Genomic DNA, 17,369 nt, shown 5'->3' on the forward strand with positions numbered 1-17,369 from the left:
CCCACCCGGCATCGAACTGGCCGCTCCATGGAGCCCCGCCCCTTCACGGGGCACAGGTGTTCATCCAGCCGGACGGCGCCATCCACGTGACCCGGGCAGGTTGGCGCGCGGTCATCCGGTGATTCATCACCCCGGCCAAGCAACGACGAAACCCCCGGCCGGAGAGCCGGCCGGGGGTTTCGGGTCACGCGGAGCGTCAGCCGGTGAAGCCGACCGCCGCCCAGTCCACGGTCTTGTAGCCCCTGGAGCCGTAGTTGGCGAGCGTCTTCTTGCTCGCGATGATCTCCGGCCGCTGGTACAGCGGGATGGTGTGCACCATGTCCCAGATCAGCTTGTCGGCGGCGTTGGCCTTCTCGATGGCCTTGGCCGGGTCAAGCTCGCTCACCGCCTCCTCGATGGCGGCGTCCAGAGCGGGGTCGCTGCCCTTGGGGAAGTTGCTCTCGGAGCCGGTCTTGTAGATCTGCGGCAGCGAGCCGATCGGCAGCGGCGTGCCGATCCAGGAGAACGGCACCAGGTCGAAGTCGCCCTTGATGATGAAGTCGGTGAAGAACTTGTCATCGGGGACCGGGCGGATCGTGATCTTGATCCCGGCCTCCTTGAGCATGGCCTGGGTCAGCTCACCCTCCGTCTTGGCGTACGGCACGCCCGCGGGGACGACGAAGCTCAGCGCGAACTCCTTGCCGTCCTTCTTGCGGTACTCGCCCTCCTGCTTCCAGCCGGCCGCGTCGAGCAGCTGCTTGGCCTTCTCCACGTTGTACTTGCCGAGGTCGCCGGAGTTGTCGACGTAGCCCTTGTGGTTGTTCATGAAGACGTGGTTGCCGAGCGTCTGCAGCGGCCAGTCCATGTCCTTCAGGTCGGACTCGGTGATCACGTCACGGTCGATCCCGTACGCGATGGCCTGGCGGACCGACTTGTCCTTCAGGAACTCCGACTGGTTGTTGACGGTGATGTGCCGCCAGTTGGGGCTGAACGCCTTGCGGATGTCCACGTCGGGGACTTCCTTGGCCCGCTTGAGGTCGGCCGGGCTGCCCGGCGGGATCTCGACGGCGTCGAGCTCGCCGTTGGCGAAGGCGTTCACCTGCGCGGCGGGCGTCTCGATCGTCCGGAAGATGATCTTGTCGAGCTTGGACTTCTTGCCCCACCACTTGTCGTCGCGCACGACGGTGAGCGTCTTGGTGCCCTCGTCGACCTTCTCCACCTTGAAGGGCCCCGCGGTGACCGGGATCTTCTGCAGGTAGTCCTTCTCGTACCCCTCCGGCTTCTCCATGTGCGAGGCGGGGAGGAGGTGCGCCGTGCCGCGGTTGAACAGGCCCTGCCATTCCGGATACGGCTTGGAGAAGGTCACGATGGCGACCTTGTCCGAGTCGCCCTTGGTGACCGACTCGATCCGGTCCCAGCCGTCCGTGGAGGCCGGCTTGTACTTCTTGTCCTTGCCGTTGTTGATCTTCCAGGCGACCTCGAGGTCCTTCCACGTGATCGGCGTGCCGTCCGACCACACGGCCTTGTCGTTGAGCGTGTACGTGACGACCTGCTTGCCGGAGGTCATCTCGTTCTTCACGTCGGTCACGAAGTCGGGATTCGCGGTGTGGGTGGCACCATCGTCCGACAGCATCAGCTGCGGCATGATCGTGTCGAGCATGTCCGCGGTGTCGGACTGGTTGCCGTCGACGTGGTTGGGGTTCCACTGCGACGGCCACTGCCCGATCGCGAGGGTCAGCGTGCCCCCGTCCTTGACCTGCTCGTAGGCGACCGGGTTGATGCTGATGGCCGGGGTCTCGGCCATCTGCTGCTGGGCCTGCTGCGACTGCTCGGCACTGGGCTTCTTGGCGTCGCCGCCGCCACCACCGCAGGCCGCGACGGCCATGGCCAGGACTGCGAGCCCCGCCGTGGCCTGGTAACGAACCTTCACTTTTCCTCCTGGTCCTCCGAGGCCGGGATGACCTCGATCTGCTCCGCGTAGTGGCAGGCGGCGCCGTGGTCCACGGCGTTCGCGAGCCGGTCAACTCTGGGCTCTTCGTCCACGCAGCGCTGCCGCTCGGCCTCGCCCAGGCGGGCGAACTTGGGGCAACGCGTGCGGAACCGGCATCCCGATGGGGGGTCGGCCGGGCTGGGCAGGTCGCCTTCGAGCAGGATCCGCTTGCGGGTCCGTTCCATCTCGGGGTCGGGCAGCGGGATCGCCGACAGCAGCGCCTGGGTGTAGGGGTGCGCGGGACGGTCGTAGACGTTCTCGACGGCGCCGATCTCGGCGATGCGGCCGAGGTACATGACCGCGACCCGGTCGGCGAGGTGCCTGACCACCGCCAGGTCGTGCGCCACGAACAGGTACGACAGCCCCAGGGTGTTCTTCAGCTCCTCCAGCAGGTTGACGACACCCGCCTGGATGGAGACGTCGAGCGCGGAGACCGGCTCGTCGAGCACGAGGAGCTTGGGGTCCAGCGCGAGCGCCCGGGCGATGCCGATGCGCTGGCGCTGGCCGCCGGAGAAGTGCTGCGGGTAGCGCGCGGCGTACTCCGGCGCCAGCCCGACCAGTTCGAGCAGCTCGGCGACGCGCCCCTTCACGTTCGTGTGACCGTGGGCGCGCAACGGCTCGGCGATGATGTCGCCGACCGGCATGCGCGGGTCGAGCGCGGCCATCGGGTCCTGGAAGACGATCTGCAGGTCGGCGCGGAGCGCCTTGCGCGCCGACCTGTCCAGCTGGGCGCTGTCCCTGCCGAGCACGACGACGCGGCCGCTCTGCGGGGCCGCCAGCTGCATGATCTGCTGCAGCGTGGTCGTCTTGCCGCAGCCGGACTCGCCGACCAGGGCCAGCGTCTCGCCCTCCGCGATGTCGAAGCTGATGCCGTCGACCGCGTGCACGGTGCCGACCCGGCGCTTGAACACCGCGCCCTTCATCAGCGGGAAGTGCCGGACGAGGTCGGTGAGCTCCAGCACGGTCTCACGCTGGTCGCGCGGCACGCGCACCACCTCGCTCGGCGGGATGTCCGGGACCGGGAACACGTCCTCGCCCGTCAGGCCCTTGTACTCGATCTCGTTCGAACGGAGGCAGGCCACCTGACGGCCGCCGCCGATCGCGACCAGCGGCGGCTCCTCCTCCTCGCACACGTCGATCCGCATCGGGCAGCGCGGCGCGAACGGGCAGCCCGGCGGCAGCGCCGCCGGAGAGGGCGGGGTCCCCTCGATCGGGACCAGCGGCCCCTCCGCGCCGTCGATCCGGGGGATCGACGCCAGCAGCCCCATCGTGTACGGCATCCGCGGCCGGTAGTAGATGTCGTCCACGGCCCCCTGTTCGACCGGCTTGCCCGCGTACATGACGAGCACCCGGTCGGCCATGCCCGCGATGACCCCCAGATCGTGGGTGATCATCACGATGCCGGCGCCCGTCTCCCGCTGCGCGGTCTTGAGCACCTCGAGCACCTGGGCCTGGATGGTCACGTCCAGCGCGGTGGTCGGCTCGTCGCAGATCAGCAGGTCGGGGTCGTTGGCGATGGCCATCGCGATCATCGCGCGCTGCCGCATGCCGCCGGAGAACTCGTGCGGGAAGGCCTTGGCCCGCACGTTCGGGTGCGGGATGCCGACCAGGTCGAGCAGCTCGACGGCGCGCTGGGCGGCCTTGTCCTTGCCGAGCTTCTGATGGACGCGGACGGCCTCGGCGATCTGATCGCCGATGGTGTAGACGGGCGTGAACGCCGACAGCGGGTCCTGGAAGATCATGCTGATCGACTTGCCGCGGACCCTGGTCAGCTCGCTCTCGTCGACCCCGACCAGTTCCTGGCCGTGCAGCATGACCGAGCCGCTGACCTCGGCGTTCTGCGGCAGCAGGCCCATGACGGCGAGTGACGTCACGGACTTGCCCGAGCCCGACTCGCCGACGATGCCGAGGACCTCGCCGCGCGAGACCTCGTAGCTCACCCCGCGCACGGCCTGGATGTCGCCGGGGAAGGTGACGGTGAGGTCGCGGACCTCCAAGATGCTCACGAGTTGCTCCCGGGGTCGAGTGCGTCACGCAGTCCGTCGCCGATCAGGTTGATGCTCAGCACCAGGACCACCAGCAGGCCGGCCGGGAACGCGAACAGCCACGGGTAGCCGGTGGCGTTGCGGGAGCCCTCCGCGATCAGCGTGCCGAGCGAGACGTCGGGCGGCTGGATGCCGAAGCCGAAGAACGAGAGCGCCGCCTCACCGATGACCGCGCCGCTGACGTTGAGGGTCGCGTCGATGATCAGCAGGGAGGACAGGTTCGGCAGGATGTGCCGGAAGATGATCTTCCAGCGCGGGATGCCCATGTACACGGCGGCCTGAACATACTCCCGCTCGCGCAGCGAGAGCGTCATGCTGCGCACCACCCGGGAGGTGATCATCCAGGCGAACGCCGCGAGCAGCACCACGAACCAGAGCCAGGAGCCGCCTTTCAGCCTCGGCGAGATGATCGCGATGATCAGGAAGCTGGGCAGCACGAGCAGCAGGTCGACGCCCCACATGAGCAGCCGGTCGATCCTGCCGCCGAAATATCCGGCGAACGCGCCGACCACCGCCGCGAGGGCGGTGGAGATGAGCGCCACCAGCAGTCCGATGATGATCGACTTCTGCATGCCGCGCAGCGTGACCGCGTACATGTCCTGGCCGATCGAGGTGGTCCCCCACCAGTGGTCGGCCGAGGGAGCCGAGAGGAAGGCCCGGAAGTCCTTGTCCGTCCACTCGTACGCGCCGATGAACGGGCCGATGTAGGCCAGTGCCACCAGCAGGATCAGGGCAATGCAGCCATAGCGGGCCTGCTTGTTACGCAGCAGTCGGCCGAGTACAACTTTCGAACGCACCTAGTTCACCCGCACTCGAGGATCGAGGGCCGCCACGAGCAGGTCCGACAGGAAGGAGGCGACCAGGACGCAAAGGGAGGCGAAGAGACTCACCGCGGCGACGGCGTTGACGTCGTTCTGGTTGATCGAGTCGACCAGCCAGGCACCCATGCCGTGCCAGGCGAAGATCTTCTCGGTGAAGGTGGCGCCGGTGAGCATCGTGCCGAACGCGAAGGCGAAGTACGTGGCCGCCGGGATCAGCGCGGTGCGGAGCGCGTGCTTGAACAGCGCGGTCCTGCGCCGGAGCCCCTTGGCCATCGCCGTCCGGACGAAGTCCTGGTTCAGCACGTCGAGCATCATGTTGCGCTGGATGCGGCTGTAGAAGGCGATCGAGCCGAGGCTGAGCGAGATGGTCGGCAGGATCAGGTGGTTCAGCCGGTTGAAGAACTGGTCCCAGCCGGACAGCTTGGGGTTGTACTCCCCTGTGTACTCGATCAGCGTGAACCCCAGCCCGCGGTTCAGGCTGTAGGTGGCGATCGCGAGCAGCGTGGCCAGCACGAACACCGGGATCGCCATGATCACGAAGGAGCCGACCCCGATCAGGCGGTCGCTGAACCTGTACTGCCTGACGGCGGAGTAGGCGCCCAGCCCCACGCCGAGGACGAAGCCCACGACGGTGCCGATGAACAGCAGCCTGAGGCTGACCCCGATCCGCCGGCCCATCTCCTCGTTGACCGAGCCGCCGTTCCAGGTCCTGCCGAAGTCTCCGGTGACGACGCCCGAGGCCCAGGTCACGTACCGCTGGAACACGGGGGTCTTGTCGTTGAGGTTGTACTCGTCGAGTGTCGCGTCGACGACGGCCTCGGCGACAGGGGGTTGGCGCCCCTCGTACGCGCCGCGAGGGTTCATCGTGGTCGCGGCCAGCATGTACGCCAGGCTGGCCGCGATCATGACCAAGATCGCATTGGTCGCGAACCTGCGTAGCAGGTACCTGCCCATCACCCTCCGTTCGCGCTGAACGAGGGCCGAGGCCACGCCGGGAAGACAGCCCTCACAGCAGAAAAGCCACCTTCACGTCAGTGGAAAACCACTTGACGCGAGGATGACTAGCGAATCGGAGAATATCGGACAAAGAGTTACGACCGACAACAGTCGGTCGTAACAGTCAGGTAACCAGCCTTACCTTGCCTAGCCGATAGGGCCACTGACCTGCATAAACACCCCTTTATCGCCATCGGTCGGCTATGTCACAAAATCGGGACATAAGCCAGACAGAATGGTCGTCGATTGCCTCACTGCAGTCGGCGACAAACTTATGTCACGAAATTCGTACATAAATCACGGCGGCACAGCCCCTCCACCAGCCCCTCAACGCGCCATGTCACAGAATCCGGACATATTGCTACACGCAGGGAGGCCCCGGGATCAGGTGGTGGAGAAGGCGGCGTCGAACGCGGTGGTCGGCGGGGTGATGGAGTTGAGCTTGCGGATGAAGCCGAGCGCCTCCCTGGCCCCGTCGAGCCGGTCCATGCCCGCGTCCTCCCACTCGATGGAGATCGGGCCCGTGTAGCCGATCGAGTTGAGCGCCCGGAAGCAGTCCTCCCACGGCACGTCGCCCCGGCCGGTGGACACGAAGTCCCAGCCGCGCCGCAGGTCGGCCCACGGCAGGTGCGAGGACAGCCGTCCGCGGCGGCCGTCGCCGACCCGCACCCGGGTGTCCTTGCAGTCGACGTGGTAGATCCGGTCGGCGAAGTCGAGGATGAACGCCACCGGGTCCAGGTCCTGCCAGACCATGTGCGACGGGTCCCAGTTGAGGCCGAAGGCCGGTCGGTGGCCGATCGCCTCCAGGGTGCGCTGCGTGGTCACGTAGTCGTAGGCGATCTCGCTCGGGTGGATCTCGTGCGCGAACCGCACGCCCACCTCGTCGAACACGTCGAGGATCGGGTTCCACCGGTCGGCGAAGTCCTGGTAGCCGGCCTCCACCATCGACGCGGGCACCGGCGGGAACATGGCCACCGTGTGCCAGATCGACGAGCCGGTGAAACCCACGACGGTGTCGACGCCCAGCAGGGCCGCGGCCCGCGCGGTGTCCTTCATGTCCTCGGCCGCGGCCTGGCGCACGGACTCGGGATCGCCCGACCCCCAGATGCGCGCCGGGAGGATGGCCCGGTGCCGCTCGTCTATGGGGTGGTCGCAGACGGCCTGGCCCACCAGGTGGTTGGAGATGGTCCACACCTTGAGGCCGTGCTTGTCGAGCTGGGCGTGCTTCCGCTCGACGTACGACGGGTCGGCCACGGCCTGCGCCACGTCGAAGTGGTCGCCCGAGCAGGCGATCTCCAGGCCGTCGTAGCCCCACTCGGCCGCCAGCCGGCACACCTCCTCGAACGGCAGGTCGGCCCACTGGCCGGTGAACAACGTGACCGGTCTCATGTCTCCTCCACGACTGTGTAGCGGCTGGAGTCAGCCGCGCTGCGCTCGACCGCCGCGAGCACCCGCTGCACCCGCAGCCCGTCGGCGAACGACGGTGACGGGTCGGCGCCCTCGGCGATCGCCTCCAGGAAGTCCTTGATCTCGTGGGTGAAGGTGTGCTCGTAACCGAGGCCGTGCCCCGGCGGCCACCAGGCGCCCACGTACGGGTGGTCGGGCTCGGTGACGAGGATCCGGGTGAAGCCACCGCCTCCCTCGCTGACCCACAGCTCGTTCATCGCCTCGAAGTCGAAGGCGAGGCTGCCGAGCGAGCCGTTGATCTCGATGCGCAGCGCGTTCTTGCGGCCGGTGGCGAACCGGGTGGCCTCGAAGGAGGCCAGCGCCCCGCCGGAGAGCCGCCCGATGAACAGCGCCGCGTCGTCGACCGTGACCGGGCCCGTGGCCGAGCCGCCGCCCGAGCCGCTCAACCCGGCCGACGACTCCGGCAGCGGGCGTTCCTTCACGAACGTCTCGGTCAGCGCCGAGACGCCCACCACGTGCTGGCCGGTGACGAACTCGGCGGTGTCGATGATGTGCGCCCCTATGTCGCCGAGCGCGCCCGACCCCGCCTTGTCCTTCTGCAGCCGCCACACGAGGGGGAACTCGGGGTCGACGATCCAGTCCTGCAGGTACTGGGCGCGTACGTGCCGGATCTCGCCGAGCCGGCCCTCCTCGACCAGCCGGCGGGCCAGCGCGATCGCGGGGACCCGCCGGTAGTTGAACGCGACCATGGCCCGGCCCGGCGCCCCGGCCGCCGCCTCGACCATGGCCTCGGCCTCGGCGACGGTGTTGGCCAGCGGCTTCTCGCAGAGCACGTGCTTGCCGGCGCGCAGCGCCGCGATGGCGATCTCGGCGTGGGAGTCGCCCGGGGTGCAGATGTCGACGATCTGCACGTCGTCGCGCCGGACCAGCTCTCTCCAGTCGGTCTCGACGTCGGCCCAGCCGAGGCGGGCGGCGGCGGCCGACGTGCGCTCCTTCGACCTGCCGGCCAGCACCGCCATCCGCGGCGCCAGCGGCAGGTCGAAGAAGGCCCCCGCGTTGCGCCAGGCCTGGGAGTGGACCCGGCCCATGAACGCGTAGCCCACCATGCCCACGCCGACGGTGGTTCTTTCTGACATGCGGCCCCCGATCAGGATTCGAAGCCGAGCGGCAGGTACTTCTCTACGTTCTCCTTGGTGATGGTCTCGGACGCAAGGGTGATCGACTGCGGAACTTGGTTCTCCACGAGGTCACTCATGCCCTTCCCCTGGGCGATCAGACGGGCGAGTTTGATCGCCGAGGAGGCCATCGTGGGGCTGTAGGTGACCGTCGCCTCCAGCACCGAGCTGCCCGACTGGATCTCCTTCATCGCGTTCAGCGAGCCCGCGCCGCCGACCATGACGAACTCGCTCCGGTTCGCCTCCTTGATCGCGGCCAGCACGCCGACGCCCTGGTCGTCGTCGTGGTTCCAGAGCGCGTCGATCTTCTTGTGGGCCTGCAGCAGGCCGGCCGCCACCTGGTTGCCGGTCTCGACGGTGAACTTGGCGTCCTGCTTGGCGGTGACGCTTAAGCCGTACGTCTTGAGCGCGTCGGCGAAACCCTTGCTGCGGTCCTGCGTCAGCGGCAGGGTGGCGATGCCCTGGATCTCCAGGATGACCGGATTGGAGACGCCCTTCTCCTTGAGCTTGGCGCCGATGTAGTGGCCGGCGGCCACGCCCATGCCGTAGTTGTCGCCGCCGATCCAGGTCCGGTAGGCCAGCTTGTCGGGGAAGACACGATCGAGGTTGATCACCGGGATACCCGCGTCGGTGGCCTGCAGGGCGACCTGGTTGAGCTGCTGGCCGTCGTTGGGCAGGATCACCAGCGCGGCCACCTTGGCCGCGATCAGCGACTCGACGGCGGAGATCTGCTGGTTGATGTCGTTCGTCGGGTCGACGGGCCGGAACTCGACGTCTGTGTACTGCTTCGCGGTGGCCTCGGCGTTCTTGGCGATGGCCGCGATCCAGCCGTGGTCGGCCGCCGGGGCGGAGAAGCCGATCACCACCTTCGTGCCGGGCTGGTCGTTGCCGCTCGCCGCCGGGGCCGGCGCGGCGGCGCTGGTCGGGGCGGCGGCCGGCTCATTGCTGGTGCAGCCCGTGGCTAACAGGACGGCTCCGCCGACGAGGAAACCTCTGCGCGCGACGTTCTCGGTCATCGAATCTCCTTAAGGTTCCGCCGCTGGAGGAGGACGGCGACGACGATGATCAGGCCCTTGGCGATGAGCTGGTCACTGGTGTTGAGACCGTTGAGGATGAACAGGTTGGTGATGAGCGTGAAGATGAGCAGGCCGAGGATGGAGCCGATGATCGTGCCCCGGCCGCCGGTGAGCAGGGTGCCGCCGATGATGACGGCCGCGATGGCGTCGAGCTCGTACAGGTCGCCGTGGGTGGACGAGCCGGTCGTGGTGCGCGCCATGATGAGGATCGCGGCGATGCCGCAGCACAGGCCCGACAGCGCGTACAACAGCATGGTGTGCCTGCGCACGTCGATGCCGGCGAGCCGGGCCGCCTCGGGGTTGCCGCCGACCGCGTAGGTGCGACGGCCGAACGTCGTGCGGTTGAGCAGGATCCAGCCGAGCACCACGACCAGCGCGAAGACGTAGACGAGCAGCGGGATGCCGAGCAGCCGCGTGGTCGACAGCTCCACGAGGGCGGAGTTGCCGGTCTGGATGAGCTGGGTCTTGCGGTCGGACATCCGCTGGGCCAGGCCGCGGGCGGCGACGAGCATGGCCAGCGTGGCGATGAACGGCACCAGCCGCCCGTAGGCGACGAGCAGCCCGTTGACCAGGCCCGCGCCCGTGCCGACCAGGATCGCGCAGACCGCCATGACGAACGGCCCGAACTCCTGCGTGGCCAGGGTCGTCGCCCAGACCGAGGCGAGGGCCATGATGGCGCCCACCGACAGGTCGATGCCACCGCCGATGATCACGAACGTGGCGCCGACCGTGATCACGCCGATCGTGGCGGCCAGCGACAGCATGCTGACCACGTTGGACGTGGTGGCGAAGTTGTCCGGTTTGGTGATCAGGCCGACGATCACCAGCAGGCCGATCGCTACGAACAGGCCTAAATGCCGCATCTGGCCCAACCGGCTCATCAGGCGGCCCTCCCCTCCATGATCATGTCGAGCACGCGGTGCTCGTCGAGGTCTTCGGCGGCGCCCTGGTGGATGACGCTCCCCTCGCGCAGCACCAGGACGCGGTCGGCCAGGCCGAGCACCTCCGGCACCTCGCTGGACACGAGCAGCACGCCGATCCCCTGCTCGGCCAGGCCGCGGATCACCGCGTAGAGATCGGCCCGGGCGCCGACGTCCACGCCCCGGGTCGGCTCGTCGAGCAGCAGCAGCTTGCGCCCGCCGAGCAGCCAGCGGGCCAGCACGGCCTTCTGCTGGTTGCCGCCGGACAGGGTCTTGATCGGGCGTTCGGGGACGGGCGGCCGGATGTCGAGCGCCTCGACCAGCCGGGCGGCCTCAGCCCGCTCCCGGGCGCGGTCGACCCAGCCGAACCGGGCGAACTCCGGCAGGCTGCCCAGCGTGATGTTGGCGGTCACGCTCTGATCGAGCAGCAGCGCCTGGGCCTTGCGTTCCTCGGGGGCCAGGCCCATGCCCCGGCGCACCGCGCGGACCACACCGCCGCGCCGTAATCGCTCTCCGGCCAGCACCACCTGGCCGGTCGCGGGGCGCGCGCCGTACACGGCCTCCAGGATCTCCGAGCGGCCGGAGCCGACCAGCCCGGCCAGGCCGACGATCTCGCCCGCCCGCACCGAGAGCGTCACCCCGGCGAACGCGCCGGGCGAGGTCAAATCCTCGACCCGCAGCACCTCGTCGCCGGGGCGGCGCGAGGCGCGGGGCGGGAAGACGTACTCGACGTTGCGGCCGGTCATCAGCGAGACGATCTGGGAGGTCGGCGTGTCACGAGCGGGCAGGCCGACCGCGACCGTGCGGCCGTCCTTGAGCACCGTGACCCGGTCGCCGATCTCGCGGATCTCCTCCAGCCGGTGGGAGATGTAGACCACGGCCACGCCCTGGGCGGTCAGCTCGCGGATGATGCGGAACAGGTTGGCGACCTCGTCATGGGCGAGCGCGGCCGACGGCTCGTCCATGATGATCAGCCGGGCGTCGTGCGACAGCGCGCGGGCCATCGACACCACCTGCTTGGCGGCCGGCGACAGCCGCCCCACCTCGGCCGACGGCCGGATCTCGGGGTGGCCGAGCCGGGCCAGCACCTCGCGGGCGGCCCGGTTGCCGGCGGCCCGGCGTACGAAGCCGAGGCGGGCGTGCTCGTGGCCGAGGAAGATGTTCTCGGCCACGCTGAGCCCGTCGACCAGGTCCAGCTCCTGGTAGATGGTGGCGAAGCCGAGCCGGATGGCGTCGTTGGGGCTGCCGGGGCTCACCGGCGCGCCGTTGAACTCGATCGTGCCCTCGTCGGGCCGGTGGACTCCGGCCAGCACCTTGATGAGCGTGGACTTCCCGGCGCCGTTCTGGCCGAGCAGGCAGTGCACCTCTCCGGCCCGGACGTCGAGGTCCACCCCGTCCAGTGCGCGCACGCCGGGGAACTGCTTGACGATTCCCCTCATGACCAGCATCGAGGTCTCCCTGGTAGGCGTTCCAGTCGAGCTAGGCGTTGACGATGCGGTTGATGTTGTCGGGTGACAGGTAGTGCTCAATCGCCAGGATCCCGGCGCCCAGCGCGGCGGCGTTGATCCCGGTACGGCTCGGCACGATCGACAGGTGGTGGGTGGCCAGCGGCAGCGACCTGCGGTAGACGGTCTCCCTGATGCCCGCGAGCAGGTGCTCGTGGACCCGCGACAGGGCGCCGCCGATGACGATGACCTCGGGGTTGAAGAAGTTGACCAGACCGGCGAGCACCTCGCCGATGAGCCGGCCGGCCTCCCTGACCAGCCGCAGCGCCTGGGTGCTGCCCGCCTGTACGAGCGCGACCACGTCGGCGCCCGTCTCGGCGGGCACGCCCAGCTCGGTGAGCCGGCGCGCGACGGCGGCGCCTCCGGCGACGGCCTCGAGACAGGCGCTGTTGCCGCACCGGCAGCCCGCGTCCTCGTGGCCGGACACCCGGATGTGGCCGATGTCGCCCGCCGAGCCCTGCGCGCCGCGGTGCAGCCCGCCCTCGGCCACGATGCCGCAGCCGATGCCGGTGCCGACCTTGACGAACAGCAGGTGGCGGGTGTCGGGGAACGCGTTGCGCTGCTCTCCGAGCGCCATCACGTTCACGTCGTTGTCGACGAGCACGGCGCAGTCCGCGAAGTGCTCGGGGATCGGATAGTCGTTCCAGCCGGGCATGATCGGCGGGTTGTTGGGCCGGCCCGTGGCGAACTCGACCGGCCCCGGCACCCCCATGCCCAGCGCCCTGAGCGCCGTGCGGGGCCGGCCCGCCACGCTCAGCAGGCGGCCGAGCCGGTCGTCGACATGGGCCAGCACGATCTCGGGCCCCTCGGCCACCAGCAGCGGGTCCTCGCACTCGGCCAGCACCTCGCCGGACAGGTCCATCAGCACGATCCGGCAGTGGGTGGCGCCCAGGTCGACGCCGCCGAACACGTGGTCCTCGGTCTGCAGGCGGAGGTGGCGCGGCGGGCGGCCACCGGTGGACTCGCCGCTCTCGGTCTCCTCGACGAGGCCGCGCTCGATGAGCGCGTCGACGCGCTGGGAGATCGTGGAGCGGGCCAGGCCGGTGAGCCGGGCCAGATCGGACCGGGTCGTCGCGGTGCCCGCGCTGATCAGTGTCAGGACATCGCCCGGGGAGCCCGGGATGGGGGTCATGCCGCGACAATAAGATCACAAATGCGGCAAATCAAGAGTGAGAACCACCCGAACTTGGCCGACTTCCGCCAGTGATCGAACAAAGCTTGATTCTTCTGCCCGAAAGCTCGCCCTGGGACACCCTTCAGGCCACGAAAACGAAGCGGTGGGGTCCCCTCCTTACCCGGAGAGGTCCCCACCGCCGAGGTGAGAGTCGTCGAGCGACGTAGCCGCCGAAGCGACACGAGCCCTTGGAGCGATAGGAGCCGCTAGAGCATCGCCTTCATCGAGTCGCCCGCCGTGAGCACGTAGGGCTGCTCGGCCATGACCGCGTCCCAGTTGTCCGCGAGCGCCTCCGGCGTGAGGTCGTCGGTCTTCCAGCCGGGCCCCTCGGCCACGAACACCCGCGCCACCCGGCCGCCGCCGACAGTGAACACCTCGCCGCTCGCCTCGCACGACTCGTGCACCAGGTAGGCGACCAGCGCGCTGACCCGCTCGGGCGTGAACTTCGCCTCGAACTCGGCCGGCAGCAGCGCCTCGGTCATCCGGGTCCAGGCGATCGGCGCGATGGCGTTGGCCCTGATGCCGTTGCGGGCCCCCTCGATGCCGATCGTCTTGGTCAGGCCGACCAGGCCCATCTTGGCCGTGGAGTAGTTGGCCTGGCCGAAGTTGCCGAACAGGCCGGCCGGGCTGGAGGTGTTGACCACGCGGCCGTAACCGGCCTCCTTCATGTACGGGTAGGCGGCCTGGCTGACCAGGTAGGAGCCGCGTACGTGCACCGCGAGCACGCTGTCGAAGTCCTCGGGCGTCATCTTGCCGAACGACCTGTCGCGCAGGATGCCCGCGTTGTTGATGACGATGTCGATCCGGCCGAACGCGTCGACCGCGGCCTGGACGATCGCCCTGGCGCCCTCGGGGGTGGCGACGTTGTCGGTGTTGGCGACGGCCTGGCCGCCGTTCTTGGTGATGAGCTCGACCACCTCGGCGGCCGGACCCGTGGAGGCGCCGGTGCCGTCGAGCGCGCCGCCCAGGTCGTTGACGACGACCTTCGCCCCCCGTTCGGCCAGCAGGAGCGCGTGCGACCTGCCCAGGCCGTGGCCCGCCCCCGTGACGATCGCGACTCTGTCATCGAACCGAAGCATCGAACCTCCAACACAGGAGAACATCGTTCTAGTACGAGCACGATATCCCGAACGGGCCGTGACCGGCCGAGCCTCGCGTCAGAATCGGCCGTAGGCGGCGAACCACAGGTCCGGCTCACCGGTGACGCGGCGTACCTGCCCCCGGGCCTCCAGCCAGACCAGGTGGGCCAGCGTCTCGTTGTTGGCCGAGCGGCGCATGAACGCCGGGATCGTCTCCCAGGGGCGCGACCAGGTCAGCCGGGTGGCGATGTCCCAGCAGCTGATCCCGTCGGCGGCGCCGACCACGCCCTCGATCTCGGCCAGCCGCTCGTCGTGGTGGCTGATCACGTAGTCGACCCGTTCGCCCAGCTCCAGGAACCGGAACTCGTGCGCGGGCAGCACCTCGTCCACGTCGAGCTTGCCCACGACGGCCAGCGAGTCGAGGTAGTCGGCCAGCGGGTTCGGCGAGGACTGCGGGTGCACGGCCACGATGGGCGTGATCTTCGCCAGCACGTGGTCACCGGAGAACAGCACCTTGCGGGACGGCGACACGAAGCAGAGGTGGCCCGGCGAGTGTCCGGGCGTCCAGATCGCCCGCAGGTCCCAGCCGGGCAGGCCCAGCTCCTCGCCGTCCTCGACCAGCCGGTCGGGCTTGGCCATCGCGACCATGTGCCTGATCATCATGGACGCCCCCGCCAACTCGTCCAGCGTGGGGGCGGGCACGCCGCACCGGTCGAGCAGCGCCCGCTCCTTGCGCACCAGCGAGTCGATGGCGCTCTCGTCGTAGCGCTCGTGCAGGAGACTCGCGTCGGCGGGGTGCAGCGCGATCCAGGCGCCCGACGCCTCCCGGACCCGCCCGGCCAGGCCGTAGTGGTCGGGGTGGATGTGCGTGACCAGGACGCCCTTGACGTCGGTGATGGCGTAGCCGGCGGCGCCCAGTCCGGCGACCAGGGCCGAGTAGGCCTCGTCGGTGTCCCACCCGGCGTCGATGATCGCCACGCCGTCGGCCAGCTCCAGCGCGTACACGAGCACGTACCGCAACGGGTTGATCGGGATCGGCACCGGGATCGACCACAGTCCGGGCCGGACCCGCTCCACCTCCGGGATCGTGCCGCCGAGCCACGCCGCCCGCTGCGCCTCGTTGGATGGGGTCACCACAAACTTCGCCATGCCCCTGATTGTGCCCGTGTTCCCAGAACCACGTTCTACTGGGGTCGCCCCGCGCCGAGCGGGGCGGGGGCGCTCTCTCGCGGGCCGAAGGCGGGCATGCGGACGAACAGCAGGGCGGAGACGAGCACCAGAGCGGCGGCCACGGACCAGGCGGCGGCCGAGCCCGCCTGGGTGGCGAGCGCGCCGAACCCCACGTTGGACAGGCCCGCGCCGGCCTGGAGCGACAGCGAGCTGGTCGAGGTGACCGTGTTGCGCTGGGCGGCGGTGACCGCGGTGTGGGTCAGCTCCAGGCAGAGCATCCCGGCCACCGAGAGCCCGGCGAACATGACCACGTAGGCCAGCCCGGCCGTCGCCAGCCCGGCCACGCCGTCCAGCCCGGCCGTGGCCGCGAGGCCGCCGATCGAGAGCGCGGTGAGCACGACGCCCGCCGCCGCCCCGCGCGCCGAGCCGCCCGCGACCCGGGCCGCCCAGGGAGCGATCGAGCTGCCCGCCGCGCTCCCGGCGAACCCGAGCGCGGCCACGACGGCGTAGGCGGCGCCGCCGAGCTCGGCCGTGCCCGCCAGCTCGGCCAGCCGGCCCGGAGTGAGCAACTCGACGGCGGTGAGCGCGACCCCCGAAGCCGCGGCGGCCAGCATCAGACGGCGCAGCAACGCGCCGTGAACGACCATCCGCAGGCCCCCGGCCACGGTCCGCGGCACCTCACGCAGCACGCCGCCGAGCGAGCGGCGCGCGTGTGACGGCTCGGGCATGGCGAGCACGACCACGACCAGCAGCACACCCGCGGCCACCGCGCCCAGCAGGGGCGGCACAGCCAGCGGAGGGATCGGGCCAGCCGGCCGCAGCAGCGGCTCGGCCGGCGAGGGGATCGGGCCGCCCGGCCCCAGCAGCAGCGGCGCGAAGCCGCCCGCCAGCACCCCCAGGCAGAGTGCCGCCGACTCCATGGCGCCGCCCCGCGCCAGCCCCGGCTTGAGATCGGCGTCACGCCCCTCAACGTCGTGCAGCGTGTCGACGTACCAAGAGGTGGCGGGCCCGCTCGACAGAGCGCGGGCCACCCCCTTCAGCACTCCCGTCACCAGGAACATCCACACGGTGGTGGACACCGCCATCATCACCAGCGCCGCCACGGTGAAGGCGGCCGACAGGGCGAGCACAATCCGCCGCCCGACGACGTCCGCCAGCCCGCCCGTCGGCAGCTCCAGCGCGATCGTGACGGCCGAGAACACCGTGGTGACCAGGCCGACCTGGGCGAGGCTCAGCCCTCGGGAGGTCATGAGCAGCACCATGACCGCCATCGTCAGGCCGACAGGTAACCAGGTCAGAAAGCTGACCACCAGGTAACGCCGCAACACGGACCGAGCGGTCATCGCCCGTCCCCTCTCCTGCGGGCCGTACGCGAAGAACCACCATCGGCCGCGCCCGGGAGGTCTTGGGAGGCCGCTCGAGGAAAGCCCCCGGCCCAGAGGTGGACCGGGGCGGCATCCGGGGCGCCGGCGTGACGCTCGGCGACTTCGCGCACCAGGTCGTCAACCCGCTTCACCAGCTCGCGCAGCCCGGCGGGCGGTAGGGACACGAGGTGGTCGCTGAGCCCGGCGACCTCGACCCACTCGTCGGGCCAGTCGGTCCCGTCATACTCCTCGACCGCGCGGGCGAGCGCCTCGACCTGGCGCCGGTGCATGATCCGGACCGCTTCGGCCCCCTCAGGTGTGGCCGACATGCGCAGGTCGTCCCAGGAGGTGTAGCGATGGCGGGCACGCCAGCGGCGCTCCCTGCCGTCACGCCGCGCCGGGTCCTCCTCGATGAACCTGTACTTGGCCAGCTCGCGCAGGTGGTAGCTGGTGGAGCCGGAGCTCTCACCGACGACGCGCCCGAGCTCGCTCGCCGTCGCGGGGCCGTCGCCGCGCAGCAGCCCGAGCAGCCGCACCCGCAGCGGATGGGCCACCACCTTGAGCACCCTCGGGTCACTGATCTCGTACGACTCTTCCATGCTCTGGAGCGTAGACCGCAAAGGCAATTTTGCAAAGAGTATTTTGCGGTATGCCGTACCCGTGAGGCC

At 69.7% G+C, this 17,369-nt stretch carries 14 protein-coding genes; all 14 read right to left on the bottom strand.

All coding sequences use genetic code 11. The features are described 5' to 3' along the window. Window positions 1–196: 196 nt before the first annotated feature. On the bottom strand, window positions 197–1,909 hold the full coding sequence (locus AC5L3X_RS33040; RefSeq protein WP_189123221.1) for an ABC transporter family substrate-binding protein: 1,713 nt from the start codon (window positions 1,907–1,909) through the stop codon (window positions 197–199). After that, the gene (locus AC5L3X_RS33045; RefSeq protein ID WP_494862265.1) at window positions 1,906–3,975 is read right to left on the bottom strand and encodes an ABC transporter ATP-binding protein; all 2,070 of its coding nucleotides are present in this window, start codon (window positions 3,973–3,975) and stop codon (window positions 1,906–1,908) included. The genes AC5L3X_RS33040 and AC5L3X_RS33045 overlap by 4 nt, the downstream gene beginning before the upstream one ends. Continuing rightward, a complete protein-coding gene (locus AC5L3X_RS33050) occupies window positions 3,972–4,811 on the bottom strand; it encodes an ABC transporter permease (protein ID WP_494862267.1) in 840 nt (279 codons plus the stop codon). The genes AC5L3X_RS33045 and AC5L3X_RS33050 overlap by 4 nt, the downstream gene beginning before the upstream one ends. After that, complete coding sequence (locus AC5L3X_RS33055) at window positions 4,812–5,789, bottom strand: ABC transporter permease (protein WP_189123218.1); 978 nt, start codon at window positions 5,787–5,789, stop codon at window positions 4,812–4,814. Window positions 5,790–6,215: 426 nt separating this feature from the next. Then, on the bottom strand, window positions 6,216–7,220 hold the full coding sequence (locus AC5L3X_RS33060) for a sugar phosphate isomerase/epimerase family protein (RefSeq protein WP_189123217.1): 1,005 nt from the start codon (window positions 7,218–7,220) through the stop codon (window positions 6,216–6,218). Next, window positions 7,217–8,374, bottom strand: a complete 1,158-nt coding sequence (locus AC5L3X_RS33065) for a Gfo/Idh/MocA family protein (protein WP_494862269.1) — start codon at window positions 8,372–8,374, stop codon at window positions 7,217–7,219. The genes AC5L3X_RS33060 and AC5L3X_RS33065 overlap by 4 nt, the downstream gene beginning before the upstream one ends. Before the next feature lie 11 nt (window positions 8,375–8,385). Beyond that, window positions 8,386–9,429 (bottom strand): ABC transporter substrate-binding protein, encoded by a 1,044-nt coding sequence (locus tag AC5L3X_RS33070; protein ID WP_494862270.1) that lies wholly within the window; start codon window positions 9,427–9,429, stop codon window positions 8,386–8,388. Continuing rightward, window positions 9,426–10,370, bottom strand: a complete 945-nt coding sequence (locus AC5L3X_RS33075; RefSeq protein ID WP_494862271.1) for an ABC transporter permease — start codon at window positions 10,368–10,370, stop codon at window positions 9,426–9,428. The genes AC5L3X_RS33070 and AC5L3X_RS33075 overlap by 4 nt, the downstream gene beginning before the upstream one ends. Further along, the gene (locus AC5L3X_RS33080) at window positions 10,370–11,857 is read right to left on the bottom strand and encodes a sugar ABC transporter ATP-binding protein (protein WP_494862272.1); all 1,488 of its coding nucleotides are present in this window, start codon (window positions 11,855–11,857) and stop codon (window positions 10,370–10,372) included. Before AC5L3X_RS33080 ends, AC5L3X_RS33075 begins: the two co-directional genes overlap by 1 nt. Before the next feature lie 31 nt (window positions 11,858–11,888). Then, window positions 11,889–13,046, bottom strand: a complete 1,158-nt coding sequence (locus AC5L3X_RS33085; protein ID WP_494862274.1) for an ROK family transcriptional regulator — start codon at window positions 13,044–13,046, stop codon at window positions 11,889–11,891. 248 nt (window positions 13,047–13,294) lie between these two features. Beyond that, a complete protein-coding gene (locus tag AC5L3X_RS33090; RefSeq protein ID WP_494862275.1) occupies window positions 13,295–14,167 on the bottom strand; it encodes an SDR family oxidoreductase in 873 nt (290 codons plus the stop codon). 78 nt (window positions 14,168–14,245) lie between these two features. Then, window positions 14,246–15,316: an MBL fold metallo-hydrolase gene (locus tag AC5L3X_RS33095; protein WP_494862277.1), complete on the bottom strand. Its 1,071-nt coding sequence runs from the start codon at window positions 15,314–15,316 to the stop codon at window positions 14,246–14,248. 35 nt (window positions 15,317–15,351) lie between these two features. Further along, entirely contained in the window at window positions 15,352–16,680 is a 1,329-nt protein-coding gene (locus AC5L3X_RS33100; RefSeq protein WP_494862279.1) for an MFS transporter, read from the bottom strand. Then, window positions 16,677–17,300: a helix-turn-helix domain-containing protein gene (locus AC5L3X_RS33105; protein ID WP_494862281.1), complete on the bottom strand. Its 624-nt coding sequence runs from the start codon at window positions 17,298–17,300 to the stop codon at window positions 16,677–16,679. Before AC5L3X_RS33105 ends, AC5L3X_RS33100 begins: the two co-directional genes overlap by 4 nt. Window positions 17,301–17,369 lie beyond the last annotated feature (69 nt).

It is taken from the genome of Nonomuraea sp. CX421, assembly GCF_059358955.1.